We start from the raw sequence: 15,174 nt of genomic DNA, 5'->3' as shown, positions 1-15,174 counted from the left end.
CGCGCCTGCCCAATTCTGTCCGATTGGTCTTTTTTCTCACGCCATTCGTCACGCCAAGAGAGGTGGTCCGAGGTCCGTGGGCGACAAACACGTCGTGCGGTTCGAGCCCGTCGGCATCGAGATCGAGGTCGACGAGGACCAGAACATCCTCCGTGCCGCCGCCGAGCAGGGCGTCCAGCTCATGCACGGCTGCAAGGAGGGCCAGTGCTCGGCCTGCAAGTCCTTCGTGCTGGAGGGCGAGGACATCGAGTACGACAGCTACTCGACCTTCGCGCTGCCGGACTACGAGAAGGACGAGGGCCACACCCTCCTGTGCCGGGCGCACGCCTACGAGGACCTGGTCATCGAGCTGACCAACTACGACGAGGAGATCATCCGATCCGGCCTGCCCCTCACGAAGGGCGTCGTCGAGGTGGTCTCGGTCGAGGCGGTCACCCACGACATGCGGCACCTGACCGTCAAGCTCGTCGAGCCGTCGGAGATCAAGTTCTTCCCCGGCCAGTACATGGACCTCGTGTGCCCCGGGACCGGGGAGAGCCGCTCGTTCTCCATGGCCAACACCCCCAACCGGGACGGCCTCTACGAGTTCGTGATCAAGGTCTACCCGGGCGGGCTGTTCGGGACCTGGCTCGACGAGAAGGCCGCCCCCGGCGACCGGCTCGACGTCGAGGCGCCCTTCGGCACCTTCACCCTCCGGCAGAACCGCAGCTCCCCGATCGTCTTCGTCGGCGGAGGCGCCGGGATGGCGCCGGTGCTGGGCCTGCTGCGGGCGATGGCCGAGGGCGGCGTCGAACGACGGGCCACCTTCTACTACGGCGCGCGCACCGGGGCCGATCTCTGCTTCGAGAAGGAGATCGCCGAACTGGCGCCCCAGCTCAACGGTTTCCGGTACGTCCCGGCCCTGTCCGACGGTGACGGCGGCGCGGACTGGGCCGGGGAGACCGGCCTGATCACGGAGGTGGTCAGGCGCAACGAATCCGATCTGAAGGGAGCGGATGCCTACGTCTGCGGTCCCCCGCCGATGGTCGACGCGGCGATCGCGACGCTGACCCAGCTGGGTGTGAGCGAGACCAACATCTTCTACGACAAGTTCACCACGACCGGTGAGCAAGAAGGCGAGGACGGACAGCAATGACTCAGTCCCCCACCACGCAGGACACGTCGTCCGGTTCGCAGCGCAGCGTTCCCAAGCCCGTCTTCACCGACGCGGAGGCCGGGGCGCGGGAGTTCCCCGACTAGAGCTCGAGCGCGCGCCGCTACAACTACTACGCGCCCGCCAAGCGCAAGCAGACGCTGTACGAGGACACCACCGTCGAGGTCCAGCCGGACCCGCGGCACTACCTCGCGCAGGGCTGGATCTACGGCTTCGCCAACGGCGAGGGCGGCTACCCGCTGCACTGGACCAAGCTGAAGGCCTGGGGTGTCGACGAGCCGGAGCCGCAGCGCGGCATCGGCACCGGCGGCATGCACGTGAAGAACTGGCCGGCCCACGGCTGGCACGAGTTCCGCGACCCGAACGAGGAGTGGGAGCAGAGCCTCTACCGGTACAACGCGAACGTCGTCCGCCAGCTCACCCAGAACATCGAGAACGCCCGCAACGCGAAGGCGTTCGAGCTGTGGAACTCGAACTGGATCCGGTTCGTCGAGCGCAACGTCGGCGCCTGGATGCACATCGAGCACATCCTGGGTCTCTACGTCTTCGCCTCCAACGAGCGGTCCGCGCCGACCAACATGCACAACACGGCGCTCGCGGCGAACTCCACCCGCAAGATCCGCTTCGCCCAGGACCTCGCGCTCTACAACCTGACGCTGTCCGAGGAGATCGACGGGTTCGACGGCGCCGCCCACCTCGACGCGTGGGACAACGCGCCGGAGTGGCAGGGCGCCCGCAAGTTCACCGAGGCCCTCACCGCGGTCCAGGACGACTGGGGCGAGGCGATCTTCGCGACCAACTGCGTCTTCGAGCCGCTGGTCGGTGAGCTGTTCCGGTCGAACCTGGTCATGCAGTCGGCGGCGACCAACGGCGACTACGTGACCCCGACGGTCATGGGTGCCGGCGAGTACGACTACGCCCAGCGCGACCTGCGCTGGTCGATCGCCTGCTTCGCCCCGCTCACCCAGGACCGCGAGTTCGCCGAGCACAACCGTTCGCTGATGAGCGGCTGGCTGCGGACCTACGTCCCGCAGGCACTGGAGGCCGCCCGGACCATGCAGCCGATGTGGTCCCAGTCGGACTCGAAGCCCCCGACGTTCGAGGACTCCCTCGACCGCGCCAAGAACCGGTTCGCCGGGATCTGCAGCGATCTCGGTCTCGACGTCCCCGAGGAGCTGAAGCAGTGACCAGTACCGACAGCCCGTTCAAGCAGGACAGCACCGCGTCGAACATGTGCGGCTTCACCCTGATGAACAACCAGATCGGCGCGGTCATCGCGACCGTGCTGGACCGTCAGGACAACGTGACCGTGCAGCACCTGCCCTCGATGATCCGCGTCGACGGCACGGGCAAGTTCGAGCTCGACTACGTCGCGATGGACGAGGAGGCCGGCCAGGAGGAGGGCTGGTTCGACGCCGCCCAGTTCGAGGAGAACATGTCCACCCACTACGGGCGGATGGTCCACCTGGACGACAAGACGATCATGTTCGCCAATCCCGAGGACGCCGCCGAGTACATCGACTTCGATCTGAAGCCGGTGAGCTGACCCGCTCCTCACCCGGATCGCACCGCCCGGGACGACGACCCGTCCCCGGCCCACCACGGCCGGCGACGGCCCGGGCGGTGCGTCCACCCCCGCGCAGCGCGCCTGGACGGCGTCACGGCTGCGCACGTTGATCCACACCCGCGCACCTGGACCGACTCTTTCTCCGGGAGGACCCACCATGGCCAAGGAACTCCGCTTCGGCGCCGAGGGCCGTCATCTGCTGCAGGCCGGCGTCGACCAGCTCGCCGAAGCCGTCAAGAGCACGCTCGGCCCCAAGGGTCGCAACGTCATCCTGGAGAAGATCACGGGCTCGCCCGAGGTCACGAACGACGGTGTCACGATCGCCCGCGAGATCCACCTGCGCGACCCGTTCGAGAACATGGGCGCCCAGCTGGTGAAGGAAGCCGCGGTCAAGACCAACGACACCGTCGGGGACGGCACCACGACCGCGACCGTCATCGCACAGGCCATCGTCCGCGAGGGCATGGCCGCCATCGAGCGCGGCGGCAACCCGGTGCTGGTCAAGCGGGGCATCGACATCGCGGTGGGCGCCCTGGTCGACCGCCTGCAGACGGTCTCGCACCCGGTCAGCACCGAGGAGGACTACGCGCGCGTCGCCTCCATCTCGGCCAACGACGACTACACGATCGGCCGCGTCGTCGCCAAGGCGCTGCACACCGTCGGCGACGACGGCGTCGTCACCGTCGACGACACCCCGCTGCCGGGGGTCTCGGTGGACTTCGTCGAGGACTTCGAGTTCGACAACGGCTACGTGTCCCCGTACATGGTCACCAACCCGGGCACGCTCGAGGCGATCGTCGACGACCCCTACATCCTGTTCACCGCGCACAAGATCAAGGACGTCCAGCAGATCATGCCGGTGCTGGACCGGATCATGCGCAACGAGCGCCGCCCGCTCGTCATCGTCGCCGAGACCGTCGAGGGCACCGCCCTGCAGATGCTGGTCCACAACCACGTCAACGGGCACTTCCAGGCCGTCGCGATCAAGGCACCCGGCTTCGGCGAGAAGCGCATCCACCTGCTCGAGGACATGGCCGCGCTGTGCGGGGGACAGGTGCACTCGCGCAGCTCGTCGTTCTCGCTGGAGCAGATCGACGTCGAGCACCTGGGCCGCGCCGTGCAGGTGCAGGTCACCAGCGAGGGCACCACGATCATCGGTGGGCACGGGGACAAGCAGAAGCTGGAGTACCGGCTGTCGCAGCTGCGCGCCGAGCTGGCGCGCGCCACGATCGGCACCGACGAGGACTTCTTCTCCGACCGCATCGCCCGGCTGTCCGGGAAGGCCGCGATCATCTCGGTCGGGGCGCCGACCAACGCCGAGGCACGCGAGATCCGGCACCGCGTGGACGACTCGCTGCAGGCGACCCGGGCCGCGGTGGCCGAGGGCATCGTCGCCGGTGGTGGCGCCGCACTGCTGCACGCCGAGCCCGCGCTCGACGAGCTCGACGTGACCGGGGACTACCGGATCGGCGTCGAGATCGTCCGGCACGCGCTCACCGAGCCCGTGCACCTCATCGCCTCGAACGCCGGCTACGACGGCGACGACGTGGTCAAGCAGGTGACGACCATGGGCGTCGACGAGGGCTTCGACGCCCTGGAGGGCCGCTTCGGCGACATGGTCGAGCTGGGCATCATCGATCCGCTGCGGGTCGTGCGCTCCGCCCTGCAGAACGGGGCCTCGGTCGCCGGGCTCATCCTCACCACCAACTCGCTGGTGGCCGAGGAGGTGACGCCCTGGAACAAGGCACTCATGACCGAGTTCGGTCAGCTCGACGAGGGCATCCCGCAGCCGAGCCCGGACTCGAGCACACCCCAGTCGATGGGGCTCGGTCCGTCGGTCGGGTAGGTACCGCCCGGTCACAGCGAACAGGGGGAGCGGCCCGGCACGCGCTGCGCGTGCCGGGCCGCTCCGCGACAGTGGAGAGGTGGTCGTCGTGGACCGGTGCTGCGGGGCGCCCCAGGGGCGCGGTGGTCTCCCGGCGGTCGTCGACGCCCAGGTGCACGGCTGGGACGGCCGTCCGCACAACCAGGCCCGTCCGGCGGGGGAGCAGTTCGTCGCCGACCTGCTGCACCGGCACCGGATGGTCGACCCGTCGCCGCGGCCGCTGTCGGCCGACGCGTTCGAGCTGGTCACCCCGCAGGCGCTGGCGGCACACGTGCTGTCCGCGGTCGACCGTGCGGTGCTCGTCCCGGCCGGGTTCGAGGACCTGTTCGTGCTCGGGTTCGCCGCGCCCGCCTGGCACAGCGAGCTCGCCGCCGCGCATCCCGGACGGCTCGTGCCGGCCGGGGAGCTCGACCCCGCGGACCGGTCCCGGGCCCGCGGCATCGGCGCCCGGGTCGCCCACGACGGGCTGCGCGCGCTGACCGTGCTGCCCGCCCGCCGCCCGGAGACCGCGCTGTCGCTGCGTGCCCCGTGGCTGCGGCGGACCCTGGTGCGGGCCGAGCAGTCCGGGGCCGGGGTGGTCCACATCGGGGTCGCGCCGACCGCACGACCGTCGCGCGCCGCGCCGGGGTGGGCGCACGCGGGCGTCGTCGCCGACGGGGACGCCGTGCCGCGGCCCCGCTGGCCGGAGTGGGCCGAACCGGTGCGCGCCGGGTCCGCGCTCCCGGTGCGGGTCCGCAGCGCCGGGCCGCTGCCGGCCGGCGCCGTCGACGTGGCCGAGGTCGCGGCGCTCGCCACGGCGCTGCCCAGGATCCGGTTCGTGGTCGGGGCGGCCTGCGCCCCGACCGCGTCGCTGGTCCGGCTGGCCCGCCTGCCCAACGTCCACGTGCTGCTCACCGACCTGCTGATCGCGTTGCGCCGCCACCGGGTGCCCGCCGCCGAGGCGCTGGGCGAGCTCCTGGCCGCCTACGGACCGGACCGGCTGATGTTCGGCAGCGGCTACCCGCTGGTGCGGCCGGCCCGGCTGATCCGTGACCTGATGACCTTCCGGTACCCCGAGGAGCTGCGCGGCCGGTTCCCCGAGCTCGACGACGATGTCCGCGCCGCCCTGCTCGGCGGCACCGCCGCCCGGCTGCACGGGATCGACCTGGGCTGCGCCACCCGTTCCCCGGGCGCGCGACGGCGGGGCATGCTGAGCCCCGCCTGAATACAGTAGAGGCAACCCTAAGCCGATGTCCTAGCATTCCGCCGGACGAGCGGAAGGAACGGACATGGGACTGACCCGGCGACAGATGCTCCTGGGGACGCTGGCCGCGGCCGGCGGTGCCGCGCTGGCCGGCTGCGGCGGTGGCGGCGGGCAGGCCGGCGGCCCGGCGCCGGAGGGGCCCGCCGCCGAGGGCTTCCCGGTGACCCTCGACCACCGGTTCGGCCGGACGACGATCCCCGCGCCGCCGCAGCGCGTCGTGAGCATCGGCTACAGCGACCACGACGCCGTCCTCGCGCTCGGGGTGCCGGTGGTCGGTGCCCGCTACTGGTACGGCGACGAGCAGCAGGTCGTCCAGCCGTGGGCGACGGCGGCAGCGCAGCGGACCGGCGCACAGCCGACCGTGCTGAACATGAGCTCGCCGGAGCCGGAGAAGATCGCCGCCCTGCGCCCGGACCTGATCATCGCGATCTACTCCGACCTGGACCAGCAGAGCTACGACCAGATCAGCGCGATCGCGCCGATCGTCGCCGCACCCGCCGAGTACGACGACTACGGCGTCCCGTGGCAGGACACGACCCGCATCATCGGGCGCGCTCTCGGCCGCTCGGGGCAGGCGGACACGCTGGTCGCCGACCTCGAGGCCCGGTTCACCGCTGCGCGCGACGCGAACCCGCAGTGGGCGGGCAAGCAGGTCGCGGTCGCCACCTACGGCGCGGACTCGCTCTCGGTGTTCGCCTCGCAGGACCCGCGGTCCCGGTTCTTCACCTCGCTCGGGTTCACCGTCCCGCCCCGCTACGACGAGCTCGCCGGCGAGACGTTCTACGCCGACATCAGCTTCGAGCAGGCCGCCGAGCTGGACACCGACCTGCTCGTGTGGGACCAGCTCTCGTTCACCCCCGGTGGGCGGGCGACGGTGGAGAACAACCCGCTGGTCGGCCGGCTCGCGGCGAGCCGGGAGGGCCGGAGCGTGTTCCTGGAGGGCGCGTCGGAGAACGCGTTCGGCTGGCAGACGGTGCTGAGCCTGCCCGCCGCGCTCGACGGCGTCGTGCCGATGGTGGAGAAGGCGTTGCCGCGGACCTGACCGCGCCGCCCCGGTCGGCCGGGCCGCGGCGGGCCGGCCGTGCGGCCGTGGCCCGCCGTGCCGCCGGGCGGGCAGGCCGGACACCGACATGCAGCCGGGGGAGGCCTCGCGGGCCCGACGGGCCGGCCGCCGCCCGGCGGGCGGGGCGGAGCTCAGCCGGGGGTGCGGCGACGCCGGACGGCCGGGGTGAGCAGCAACAGCGCGGCCGCCGTCGTGCCGAAGGCGGCGGCGAAGCCGAACGGCTCGGCGATCGCACCGAGGCCGGTCGCGCCCAGGCCGGTCCCGGCGTCGTAGGCGATGTTCCAGGCGGCGCTGGCCGTGCCGTAGTGCAGCGGCCCGGCCGCGGCGAACAGCGCGACCATGGCGTCGTTCTGCACCAGCCCGAACCCGGTCCCGACGACGGCCGCCCCCGCCACCAGCAGGACCGCCGCGAACGGCGCCGCGAGCACCCCGAGCAGCCCGACCGCGGCGCAGGCCGTCCCGACCGGCAGGAGGGTGCCGGGTCGTCCGCTGCGGTCGGTGAGCGTGCCCGCGACGCCCCGGCCGACCAGCGCCCCCAGGGCGGTGGCGAACAGCGCGGCGGGCACCGCGACCGGGGCACCGGGGGCGGCGAGCGGGGCGAAGGTGATCACACCGCCCTGCGCGGTGGAACAGCCCAGCATCGCCAGCACCGGCGCGGCGGGGAGCCGCCTGCGGGGCTCGCGGGGGTGCGGTCCGACCTCGTCGCGGCGGGGAGCGCGAGCCCGCCGGGGACCCCGCAGGAACGCCACCACCAGCGCCGCGGCGACCGGGGTGATGCCGGCCAGCAGGAACACCCCGGTGAACCCCACCGCGTCGACGACCGCGACGCCCGCCGGCAGGAACAGCAGCTGGGGCAGGCCGACCGCGTAGCCGTAGCGCGCCGAGGCCCGCCCGTGCGCGGACGGCTCCACCAGCTCCGCGACGAGCGCGCTCCCGGCGACGGTGGCCATTCCGAACCCGACCCCGCGGACCGCGGAGACGGCCAGTACCGGACCGAGGTCGGCGGTCAGCGCGAGCAACGGCGTCGGGAGCCCGAGCAGCAGCGACCCCGCGACCAGCACCGGACGGTGTCCGACCCGGCGCAGCATCGCGGGCACGAGCAGCTGGGTGCCGACGGTGACCGCCATCAGCACCCCCGTGCTCAGCCTCGCGCCGAACTCGCCGGACCCGCCCCGGGACACCCACAGCGGGACGACCGGGAGCAGCAGGGCGTAGCCGCCGAACGCCAGTGCGGTCGCGGCGAGCAGCAGGCGGAACGGGAGCGACGACAGCGAGCGGGGCACGCCCCACCGTGTCAGACCGCAGTGGCCCCGGCCCGCCCCTCCCCGGATCCGGGACTCGGCCGTCCGCCGGGGTGAGTTCCGACGCCGTTCTCCGAGCCGACGCTCCGCCCTGCCCGCACGAGCGGCCCGCGCTGCCCGGCGTGGCCCGGGGGCGGGCGGTCCGGTCGCCGGGATGCACCTCAGCGGAGCGGGAGTGGGGGATCTCCCCGGCCCGCTGAGGTGCGTCTCGGCGCCGGAGTGCGCGCCCGGGTGCAGCGCAGGGATGCCGACGGTGCCCCTGCACGACCCCTGGGGTGCTGCTCGGCGGGGGACGGCGGGGCGATGTGCAGCTCCACGGGGAACGGCCGCGGCCCGGCCTCTCGGGGTGAGGGGCCGGGCCGCGTCGTTGCGTGGGGGTCAGGACCCGTTGCGGATCCATTCCTCGAGGTGGGGTGCCTCGTCGCCGATCCTGGTGGAGTCGCCGTGCCCGGTGCGGACCCGGGTGTCGGCGGGCAGCGTGAGCAGGGTGGTCCGGATGGACTCGATGATGGTGTCGAAGCTGGAGTAGGAGCGTCCGGTCGCGCCGGGACCGCCCTGGAACAGGGTGTCGCCGGTGAACACGATGCCGAGCTCGGGGGCGTAGAGGCAGGACGAGCCCGGCGAGTGACCGGGGGTCTGCAGGACGGTCAGGTCGATCCCGCCCGCGGTCAGGACCTGCCCGTCGGCCAGCTCCCGGTCGGGCTTGCGGTCGGGCCAGGTCATGTCCCAGAGGACCAGCTCGGCCGGGTTGAGCAGGATCGGCGCGCCGAAGCGGTCGGCGAGGGCGGGCGCCTGGTTGACGTGGTCGTCGTGGGCGTGGGTGCACACGACGGCCTTGACCGTCCGGTCGCCGACGGCGGCGGCGATGGCGTCGGCGTCGTGGGCGGCGTCGATGACGAACACCTCGCGGTCGTCGCCGACGATCCAGACGTTGTTGTCGACGTCGAAGGAGCCACCGTCGAGGTTGAAGGTGCCGGAGGTGACGACGTGGTCGATCGGGCTCGCCATCAGAGGATCACCACCGAACGCAGGACCTCACCGGAGTGCATCTTCTCGAAGGCGGACTCGATGTCGTCGATGCCGATCTCCTCGGTGACGAACTTGTCGAGCGGGAAGCGGCCCTGCAGGTAGAGGTCGACGTAGGTCGGGAAGTCGCGGCTGGGCAGGCAGTCGCCGTACCAGGAGGACTTGAGGGCGCCGCCGCGGCCGAAGTAGTCGATGAGCGGGATCGCGGGGGCCTGCAGGTCGGGGGTCGGGACGCCGACCAGGACCACGGTGCCGGCGAGGTCGCGGGCGTAGAACGCCTGCTCGTAGGTCTCCGGGCGTCCGACCGCCTCGACGACCACGTCGGCGCCGTTGCCGTCGGTGACCGACCGGATGAACTCGACCGGGTCGGTGTCCTTGGCGTTGACGGTGTGGGTCGCGCCGAACCCCTTGGCCCACTCCAGCTTCCGTGGGTCGGTGTCGACGGCGATGATCGTGGTGGCGCCGGCGAGCGTGGCCCCGGCGATGGCGGCGTCACCGACGCCGCCGCAGCCGATGACGGCGATGGAGTCGCCGCGTCCGACCTGCCCGGTGTTGACCGCGGCGCCGAGACCGGCCATGACCCCGCAGCCCAGCAGCCCGGCGACCTTGGCCGGGGCGTCCGGGTTCACCTTGGTGCACTGTCCGGAGTGGACGAGGGTCTTCTCGATGAAGGCGCCGATCCCGAGGGCGGGGGAGAGCTCGGTGCCGTCGGTCAGGGTCATCTTCCGGGTGGCGTTGTGGGTGTCGAAGCAGTACTGGGGCCTGCCCTTCTTGCAGGCCCGGCACTGCCCGCAGACGGCGCGCCAGTTGAGGACCACGTAGTCGCCGGGCTCGACGTCGGTGACGCCCTCACCGACGGACTCCACGACGCCGGCGGCCTCGTGGCCGAGCAGGAAGGGGAACTCGTCGTTGATGCCGCCGAGCTTGTAGTGCAGGTCGGTGTGACAGACCCCGCAGGCCTGGATCTTCACCACGGCCTCACCGGGGCCGGGGTCGGGGACGTTGATCGTCTCGACGGTGACCGGCTCACCCTTGGCCCGGGCCACGACGCCGCGTACCTGCTGTGCCATTGCTCGTACTCCACTCGTCCTCGATGCCGCCCGCTCGGGACGGATGCTCGGATGGCGACTCTGGCATGAGTGACCGGACGGTGCCAGGTCGGCACGGGCCCTGCAACAGGTGTTTCCCCGGGTGCGGGAAGGGGGCGGCACCGGCCCACGGATCGCGTGGGCCGGTGCCGCCCCCGGGGGACCTCAGAAGTCGAAGTCGCCGCCCATGTCCATCCCGCCGTCGTCGAAGCCGGGGTCCTCGGCCGGCGGCTCCTCCGCCGCGGCCAGGTCCTCGTCGGCACCGGCGTCGTCGAACATCGCGCCGGCGATCGCCGTGCCGATGAACGCGCCCGCGACACCCGCGAGCAGCGATCCGGCGATCATCCCGCCCATGCCCGGCCCGCGGCCGCCGCCGAGCGAGCGCTCCATGGTGCCGGGGCTGCGCATCTCGGCACGGGTCGCCATCCGCGCCAGCTCCTGCGGTTCGGTCGAGCGCGCACGCTCGGCCTCGGGGACCTGCGCGCCGACGTCGTCCAGCACCTTCTGCCGCTGCTCGGGCGTGAGCTTCGCGAACGCCTCCGCGTGTGCCTGCTCCACCTGCTCCGGCGGGGCGGTGCGCAGCATGTAGCGGTAGCGCTCGATCGCCTGCTGGTCCGGGTCCTGGGACCGGTGCGGTGCACCGCCGGAGCCCTGGTGCGGTGCACCCCCGAAGCCCTGCTGAGGCTGTGCCTGCGCGCCTCCGGTGAGACGCTCCTTGAGCTTGTCGAGCAGACCCATCTGCGGGTGTCCTCCTGCGTTCCGGGTGTGTCCCGGGTGGGGGCGGTGGGTGCCCGATCCGGACGGACCGGGCACACCGGTCGAACGCGTGACGATCGATGCGAGTTCCCGGCCCGCGCCGCCGCCGGATCGCCTACGGTCGGGGACCGTGACGACTGCGCCACCGCCGACGACCGTTCCCGCACTCGCGCTCGGCGCCGTCGCCGGGAAGGGGCGGCCCGGCAGCTCGCGGATCGCCTGCCCGCTGCCCGACGGCGGCCTGCTCGACGTCGGCTCGCTGGCCACCGCGCAGCGCGGCCCGTACCCGGACCTGCTGACCGCACCCGACCTGACCCGGCTGCTCGACGCCGGCGCCCCGGCCTGGCGCGAGGTCGTCGAGTGGCTGCGCGGGTGGCGCGAGGACCACGAGCGGGCCGCCGCGCACCGGCTGCCCGAGGAGGGGCTGGTCCCGGTACTGCCGTTCGCCGTCGCCGACTACGTCGACTTCTACGCCTGCGAGCAGCACGCGCGGAACGCCGGGCTGATCTTCCGCCCGGACGCCGAGGACCCGCTCACCCCGAACTGGCGACGGATGCCGGTCGGCTACCACGGCCGCTCCGGCACGGTCCGGGTCACCGGCACCCCGGTCGGACGCCCGTCGGGGCAGCGCGGACCCGAGGACTTCGGCCCCTGCGCCGCGCTCGACTTCGAGGCGGAGCTCGGGTTCGTCCTCGGCGGTCCGGTCCCGGGTCCGGTCGGCGTCGACGACGCCGCCGACCACGTCTTCGGCGTGGTGCTGCTCAACGACTGGTCCGCGCGCGACATCCAGTTCTTCGAGTCCCGCCCGCTCGGCCCGCACCTGGGCAAGTCGTTCGCGACGTCGATCTCGGCCTGGGTGACGCCGCTCGATGAGCTGTCCGCAGCCCGGGTCCCGGTGCCCGCCCACGACCCGGCGCCGCTGCCGTACCTGACGCCGAGCGGGCCGGCGCTCGGCGTGGACCTCGACCTCGCCGTGCACGTCAACGGCGAGCTGGTCGCATCCCCGCCCGCGCGGGACCTGTACTGGTCCCCCGAGCAGATGGTGGCCCACCTGACCTCGGGCGGAGCCGGGCTGCGGGCCGGTGACCTGCTCGGGTCGGGCACCGTCTCCGGTCCGGAGCGCAGCGGCTTCGGCTCGATGCTGGAGCTGTCCTGGAACGGGCGCGACCCGGTCGCCCTGGCCGGCGGCGACTCGCGCACCTGGCTGGAGAACGGCGACGAGGTCGTGCTGACCGCGACCGCCCCCGCCCGGGACGGCGGCCGGATCGCCCTCGGCGAGGTCCGCGGACGGATCCGTGGCACCTGACCGGCGCCCGTCGGTCCGGCGGACTCCGTCCGCGACGGCGCCGGCCCGGTGGCGGCGCGGGCCCGGTGGCGGCGCGGGCCCGGTGACGGCGCGGGGCCGTCGGCGACCGGGGTGCTACGGCCGGAGCGGCATCAGCGGCTGCGGGTCGCCGAGCGCGTTCAGGATGAGCGCCGGGATCTCCTGTTTGCCGCTGCCGTCGACGGCGATCACCACGTACACCGTGCGGCAGTCGCAGGTGACGACGCGTTCGCCCGCGTCGTCGAGCGCCCGGACCTGGAAGTCCAGGGCGAAGCTGGTGCGGCCGACCCGCGCGGTGGACACCGCGACCACGACGTCCTCACCCCAGCCGACCCCGGCCCGCCAGTCGAGCTCGGTGTGGACGAGCTGGACGTCGTAGCCTGCGTCGAGCATCGACCGGTAGGTGAGACCGCGGGACTCCAGGAACTCGGTCATCGCCTCGTCGAACCAGGCCAGGTACCAGGCGTTGAAGACGACGCCCTGGGCGTCGACCTCGTGGTAGCGCACCCGGACCGGGAACTCGAAGCTCGCCATGGGCCGATGCTACGGCCGCCCGACGGTGATCACCCCTCCTGCCGCCCGGTGCCGGAGGGGGAGTCGACGCGCTCGCGGATGGTCCGGTTCACCGCCCGCCCGAAGGCCGCGACGACGCCCTGCAGCGTGATCGGCTTGAGCCGGGAGAAGGCTGCGGCCAGCCGTCGCCGCTCGTCGGCGGGGCGGCCGCGGTCCCGGTAGGGCTGCAGGACCTCGTCCTGGAACAGCGTCATCAGGTCCTCGGCGAGCGCGGCGGTGTGCCGTTCGATCAGGTCGTGCGACCGTTTCCACAGCTCGCCGGGGAGGCCGGAGTCCAGGGCCTCCAGTGCGGAGCCGAGCGCGAGCGCCCCGTGCAGCCGGACGGTCGCCGGGCCGTCGCCGGGCAGCCGGGTGAGCGCACCGAGCCGTTCCAGGGTGGTGACGTCGTCGTCGGACAGGCGGCGGCCGGCGCGCCGGTCGAGCCCGGCCCGGTCGAGCTCCTCGTCGACCTCGGGGAGCCAGGGGGTGAGCAACGCGCGCTGCAGGGCCAGCTCCTCCGGCGCGGTCTCGAGCGGCAGGCGTTCCAGCTGTCGCTCGATCGCCGCCAGGGTGAACCCGAGGCCGGTGAGCTCGCCGATGAGCTCCAGCCGGGCGCGGTGCGCGGTGGCGTAGAGACCGGTGCGGCCGCGCAGCCGCGGTGCGGGGATGAGCCCCCTGCTCGCGTAGAAGCGGATGGTGCGCACCGACATCCCGGTCCGCTCGGCGAGCTGGTCGACGGTGAGGAGGTCCTCGTCGTCGGGGGACGGGTACCCCGACGCGTTGTCGATGGCGGCGGACATGGCGAGCAGGTTACGGGTCGGCCGCTCGATATGACAGTGGTGGTGTGACATCATCCGTGTCACATGGGCGACGGATCGTCTTGACCCATGTGACAGTGCTGCTGTAACAAAAGCTACCAGTAAGTAGGGGCAGTGCCGCCTGTACCGCCCCGGTGCCGACCACCCCACGAGAGGTTCGGATGAGCGAGATTCCCGAGGCCTACATCTACGACGCGATCCGGACACCGCGCGGACGGGGCAAGGCCTCCGGTTCGCTGCACGAGGTCAAGCCGATCTCCCTGGTGACCGGTCTCATCGACGCGATCCGCGAGCGCAACCCCCAGCTCGACACGAACACGATCGACGACGTGGTCCTCGGCGTCGTCTCGCCCGTCGGCGACCAGGGTGGCGACATCGCCAAGACCGCCGCCATCGCCGCCGGCCTGCCCGACACCGTCGCCGGTGTGCAGCTCAACCGGTTCTGCGCGTCCGGCCTGGAGGCCGTCAACACCGCGACCCAGAAGGTCCGCTCCGGCATGGAGGAGCTCGTCCTCGCCGGTGGCGTCGAGGGCATGAGCCGCGTCCCGATGGGCTCGGACGGCGGCGCCTGGGCGATGGACCCCGACACCGCCTACGAGACCGGCTTCGTGCCGCAGGGCATCGGCGCCGACCTCATCGCGACGCTCGAGGGCTACAGCCGCGCCGACGTCGACACCTTCGCCGTGGAGTCGCAGACCCGTGCCGCGAAGGCGTGGGCCGACGGCCGCTTCGCGAACTCGATCATCCCGGTCAAGGACCGCAACGGGCTGACGATCCTCGACCGCGACGAGCACATCCGCGCCGGCGCGACCGTCGAGGCGCTGGGCGGGCTCAAGCCGTCGTTCGAGATGATGGGCCGCGACGGCGGGTTCGACGCCGTGGCGCTGCAGAAGTACCACTGGGTCGAGAAGATCGACCACGTCCACCACGCCGGCAACTCCTCCGGCATCGTCGACGGCGCCGCACTGACCCTGATCGGCACCGAGGCCGCCGGGAAGGCCAACGGCCTCACCCCGCGCGCCCGCATCGTCGCCACCGCGCTGTCCGGTGCCGACCCGACGATCATGCTGACCGGCCCGGCGCCGGCCGCCCGCAAGGCGCTCGCGAAGGCGGGCCTGTCCGTCGAGGACATCGACCTCTTCGAGATCAACGAGGCGTTCGCCGCCGTCGCCCTGCGGTTCATGAAGGACATGGGCGTCTCGCACGAGATCACCAACGTCAACGGCGGCGCCATCGCCATGGGCCACCCGCTGGGTGCCACCGGCGCGATGATCCTCGGCACCCTCGTCGACGAGCTGGAGCGCCGTGACCTGCGCCGCGGTCTGGCCACGCTGTGCGTGGGCGGCGGCATGGGCATCGCCACCATCGTCGAGCGCGTCTGAATCCCGGAAGGACTGA

At 72.6% G+C, this 15,174-nt stretch carries 13 protein-coding genes and 1 pseudogene; 8 read left to right on the top strand and 6 right to left on the bottom strand.

Translation table 11 applies throughout. The features are described 5' to 3' along the window. Positions 1–76 precede the first annotated feature (76 nt). The 6 genes and pseudogenes from KPF47_RS32145 (at position 77) to KPF47_RS32120 (ending at position 6,890) form a co-directional block, all read left to right on the top strand. Positions 77–1,135 carry a 2Fe-2S iron-sulfur cluster binding domain-containing protein gene (locus KPF47_RS32145; RefSeq protein ID WP_224392514.1) on the top strand — a complete coding sequence of 353 codons (1,059 nt, stop codon included), beginning with the start codon at positions 77–79 and terminating at the stop codon, positions 1,133–1,135. Further along, positions 1,132–2,340: pseudogene (locus tag KPF47_RS32140) on the top strand (toluene hydroxylase). The gene KPF47_RS32145 and the pseudogene KPF47_RS32140 overlap by 4 nt, the downstream one beginning before the upstream one ends. Continuing rightward, on the top strand, positions 2,337–2,699 hold the full coding sequence (gene mimD / locus KPF47_RS32135; RefSeq protein WP_374108927.1) for a propane 2-monooxygenase effector subunit MimD: 363 nt from the start codon (positions 2,337–2,339) through the stop codon (positions 2,697–2,699). The pseudogene KPF47_RS32140 and the gene mimD overlap by 4 nt, the downstream one beginning before the upstream one ends. Positions 2,700–2,877: 178 nt before the next feature. Further along, the gene (groL, locus tag KPF47_RS32130; RefSeq protein WP_224392513.1) at positions 2,878–4,566 is read left to right on the top strand and encodes a chaperonin GroEL; all 1,689 of its coding nucleotides are present in this window, start codon (positions 2,878–2,880) and stop codon (positions 4,564–4,566) included. Between the two features lie 79 nt (positions 4,567–4,645). Beyond that, positions 4,646–5,809, top strand: a complete 1,164-nt coding sequence (locus KPF47_RS32125; protein WP_224392512.1) for an amidohydrolase family protein — start codon at positions 4,646–4,648, stop codon at positions 5,807–5,809. 64 nt (positions 5,810–5,873) lie between these two features. Further along, the gene (locus KPF47_RS32120) at positions 5,874–6,890 is read left to right on the top strand and encodes an iron-siderophore ABC transporter substrate-binding protein (protein WP_224392511.1); all 1,017 of its coding nucleotides are present in this window, start codon (positions 5,874–5,876) and stop codon (positions 6,888–6,890) included. 152 nt (positions 6,891–7,042) lie between these two features. Here KPF47_RS32120 and KPF47_RS32115 read toward each other — a convergent pair whose 3' ends face one another. From KPF47_RS32115 to KPF47_RS32100, 4 genes are all read right to left on the bottom strand, one after another. Continuing rightward, positions 7,043–8,194, bottom strand: coding sequence for an MFS transporter (locus KPF47_RS32115; protein WP_224392510.1), 1,152 nt, complete (start codon positions 8,192–8,194; stop codon positions 7,043–7,045). Positions 8,195–8,590: 396 nt separating this feature from the next. After that, on the bottom strand, positions 8,591–9,220 hold the full coding sequence (locus KPF47_RS32110) for an MBL fold metallo-hydrolase (RefSeq protein WP_224392509.1): 630 nt from the start codon (positions 9,218–9,220) through the stop codon (positions 8,591–8,593). Then, the gene (locus tag KPF47_RS32105) at positions 9,220–10,308 is read right to left on the bottom strand and encodes an S-(hydroxymethyl)mycothiol dehydrogenase (protein WP_224392508.1); all 1,089 of its coding nucleotides are present in this window, start codon (positions 10,306–10,308) and stop codon (positions 9,220–9,222) included. The genes KPF47_RS32110 and KPF47_RS32105 overlap by 1 nt, the downstream gene beginning before the upstream one ends. Before the next feature lie 183 nt (positions 10,309–10,491). Beyond that, entirely contained in the window at positions 10,492–11,064 is a 573-nt protein-coding gene (locus KPF47_RS32100; protein WP_224392507.1) for a hypothetical protein, read from the bottom strand. A 148-nt stretch (positions 11,065–11,212) separates the two neighbouring features. Between KPF47_RS32100 and KPF47_RS32095 the strand changes: the two genes are divergently transcribed. Continuing rightward, positions 11,213–12,388, top strand: coding sequence for a fumarylacetoacetate hydrolase family protein (locus KPF47_RS32095; protein ID WP_224392506.1), 1,176 nt, complete (start codon positions 11,213–11,215; stop codon positions 12,386–12,388). A 114-nt stretch (positions 12,389–12,502) separates the two neighbouring features. Here KPF47_RS32095 and KPF47_RS32090 read toward each other — a convergent pair whose 3' ends face one another. Both KPF47_RS32090 and KPF47_RS32085 read right to left on the bottom strand, forming a co-directional pair. Further along, positions 12,503–12,940, bottom strand: a complete 438-nt coding sequence (locus tag KPF47_RS32090; protein ID WP_224392505.1) for a thioesterase family protein — start codon at positions 12,938–12,940, stop codon at positions 12,503–12,505. A gap of 29 nt (positions 12,941–12,969) precedes the next feature. Continuing rightward, entirely contained in the window at positions 12,970–13,758 is a 789-nt protein-coding gene (locus tag KPF47_RS32085; protein ID WP_224392504.1) for a MerR family transcriptional regulator, read from the bottom strand. A 179-nt stretch (positions 13,759–13,937) separates the two neighbouring features. Here KPF47_RS32085 and KPF47_RS32080 point away from each other — a divergent pair, with 179 nt between their 5' ends. Further along, positions 13,938–15,158 (top strand): acetyl-CoA C-acetyltransferase, encoded by a 1,221-nt coding sequence (locus KPF47_RS32080; protein WP_224392503.1) that lies wholly within the window; start codon positions 13,938–13,940, stop codon positions 15,156–15,158. Positions 15,159–15,174: the final 16 nt, after the last annotated feature.

It is taken from the genome of Pseudonocardia sp. ICBG1293, assembly GCF_020131355.1.
Lineage (GTDB): Bacteria > Actinomycetota > Actinomycetes > Mycobacteriales > Pseudonocardiaceae > Pseudonocardia.
Note: the sequence above shows the minus strand (reverse complement) of the source record. Positions and strands in the feature narration are given on the sequence as shown.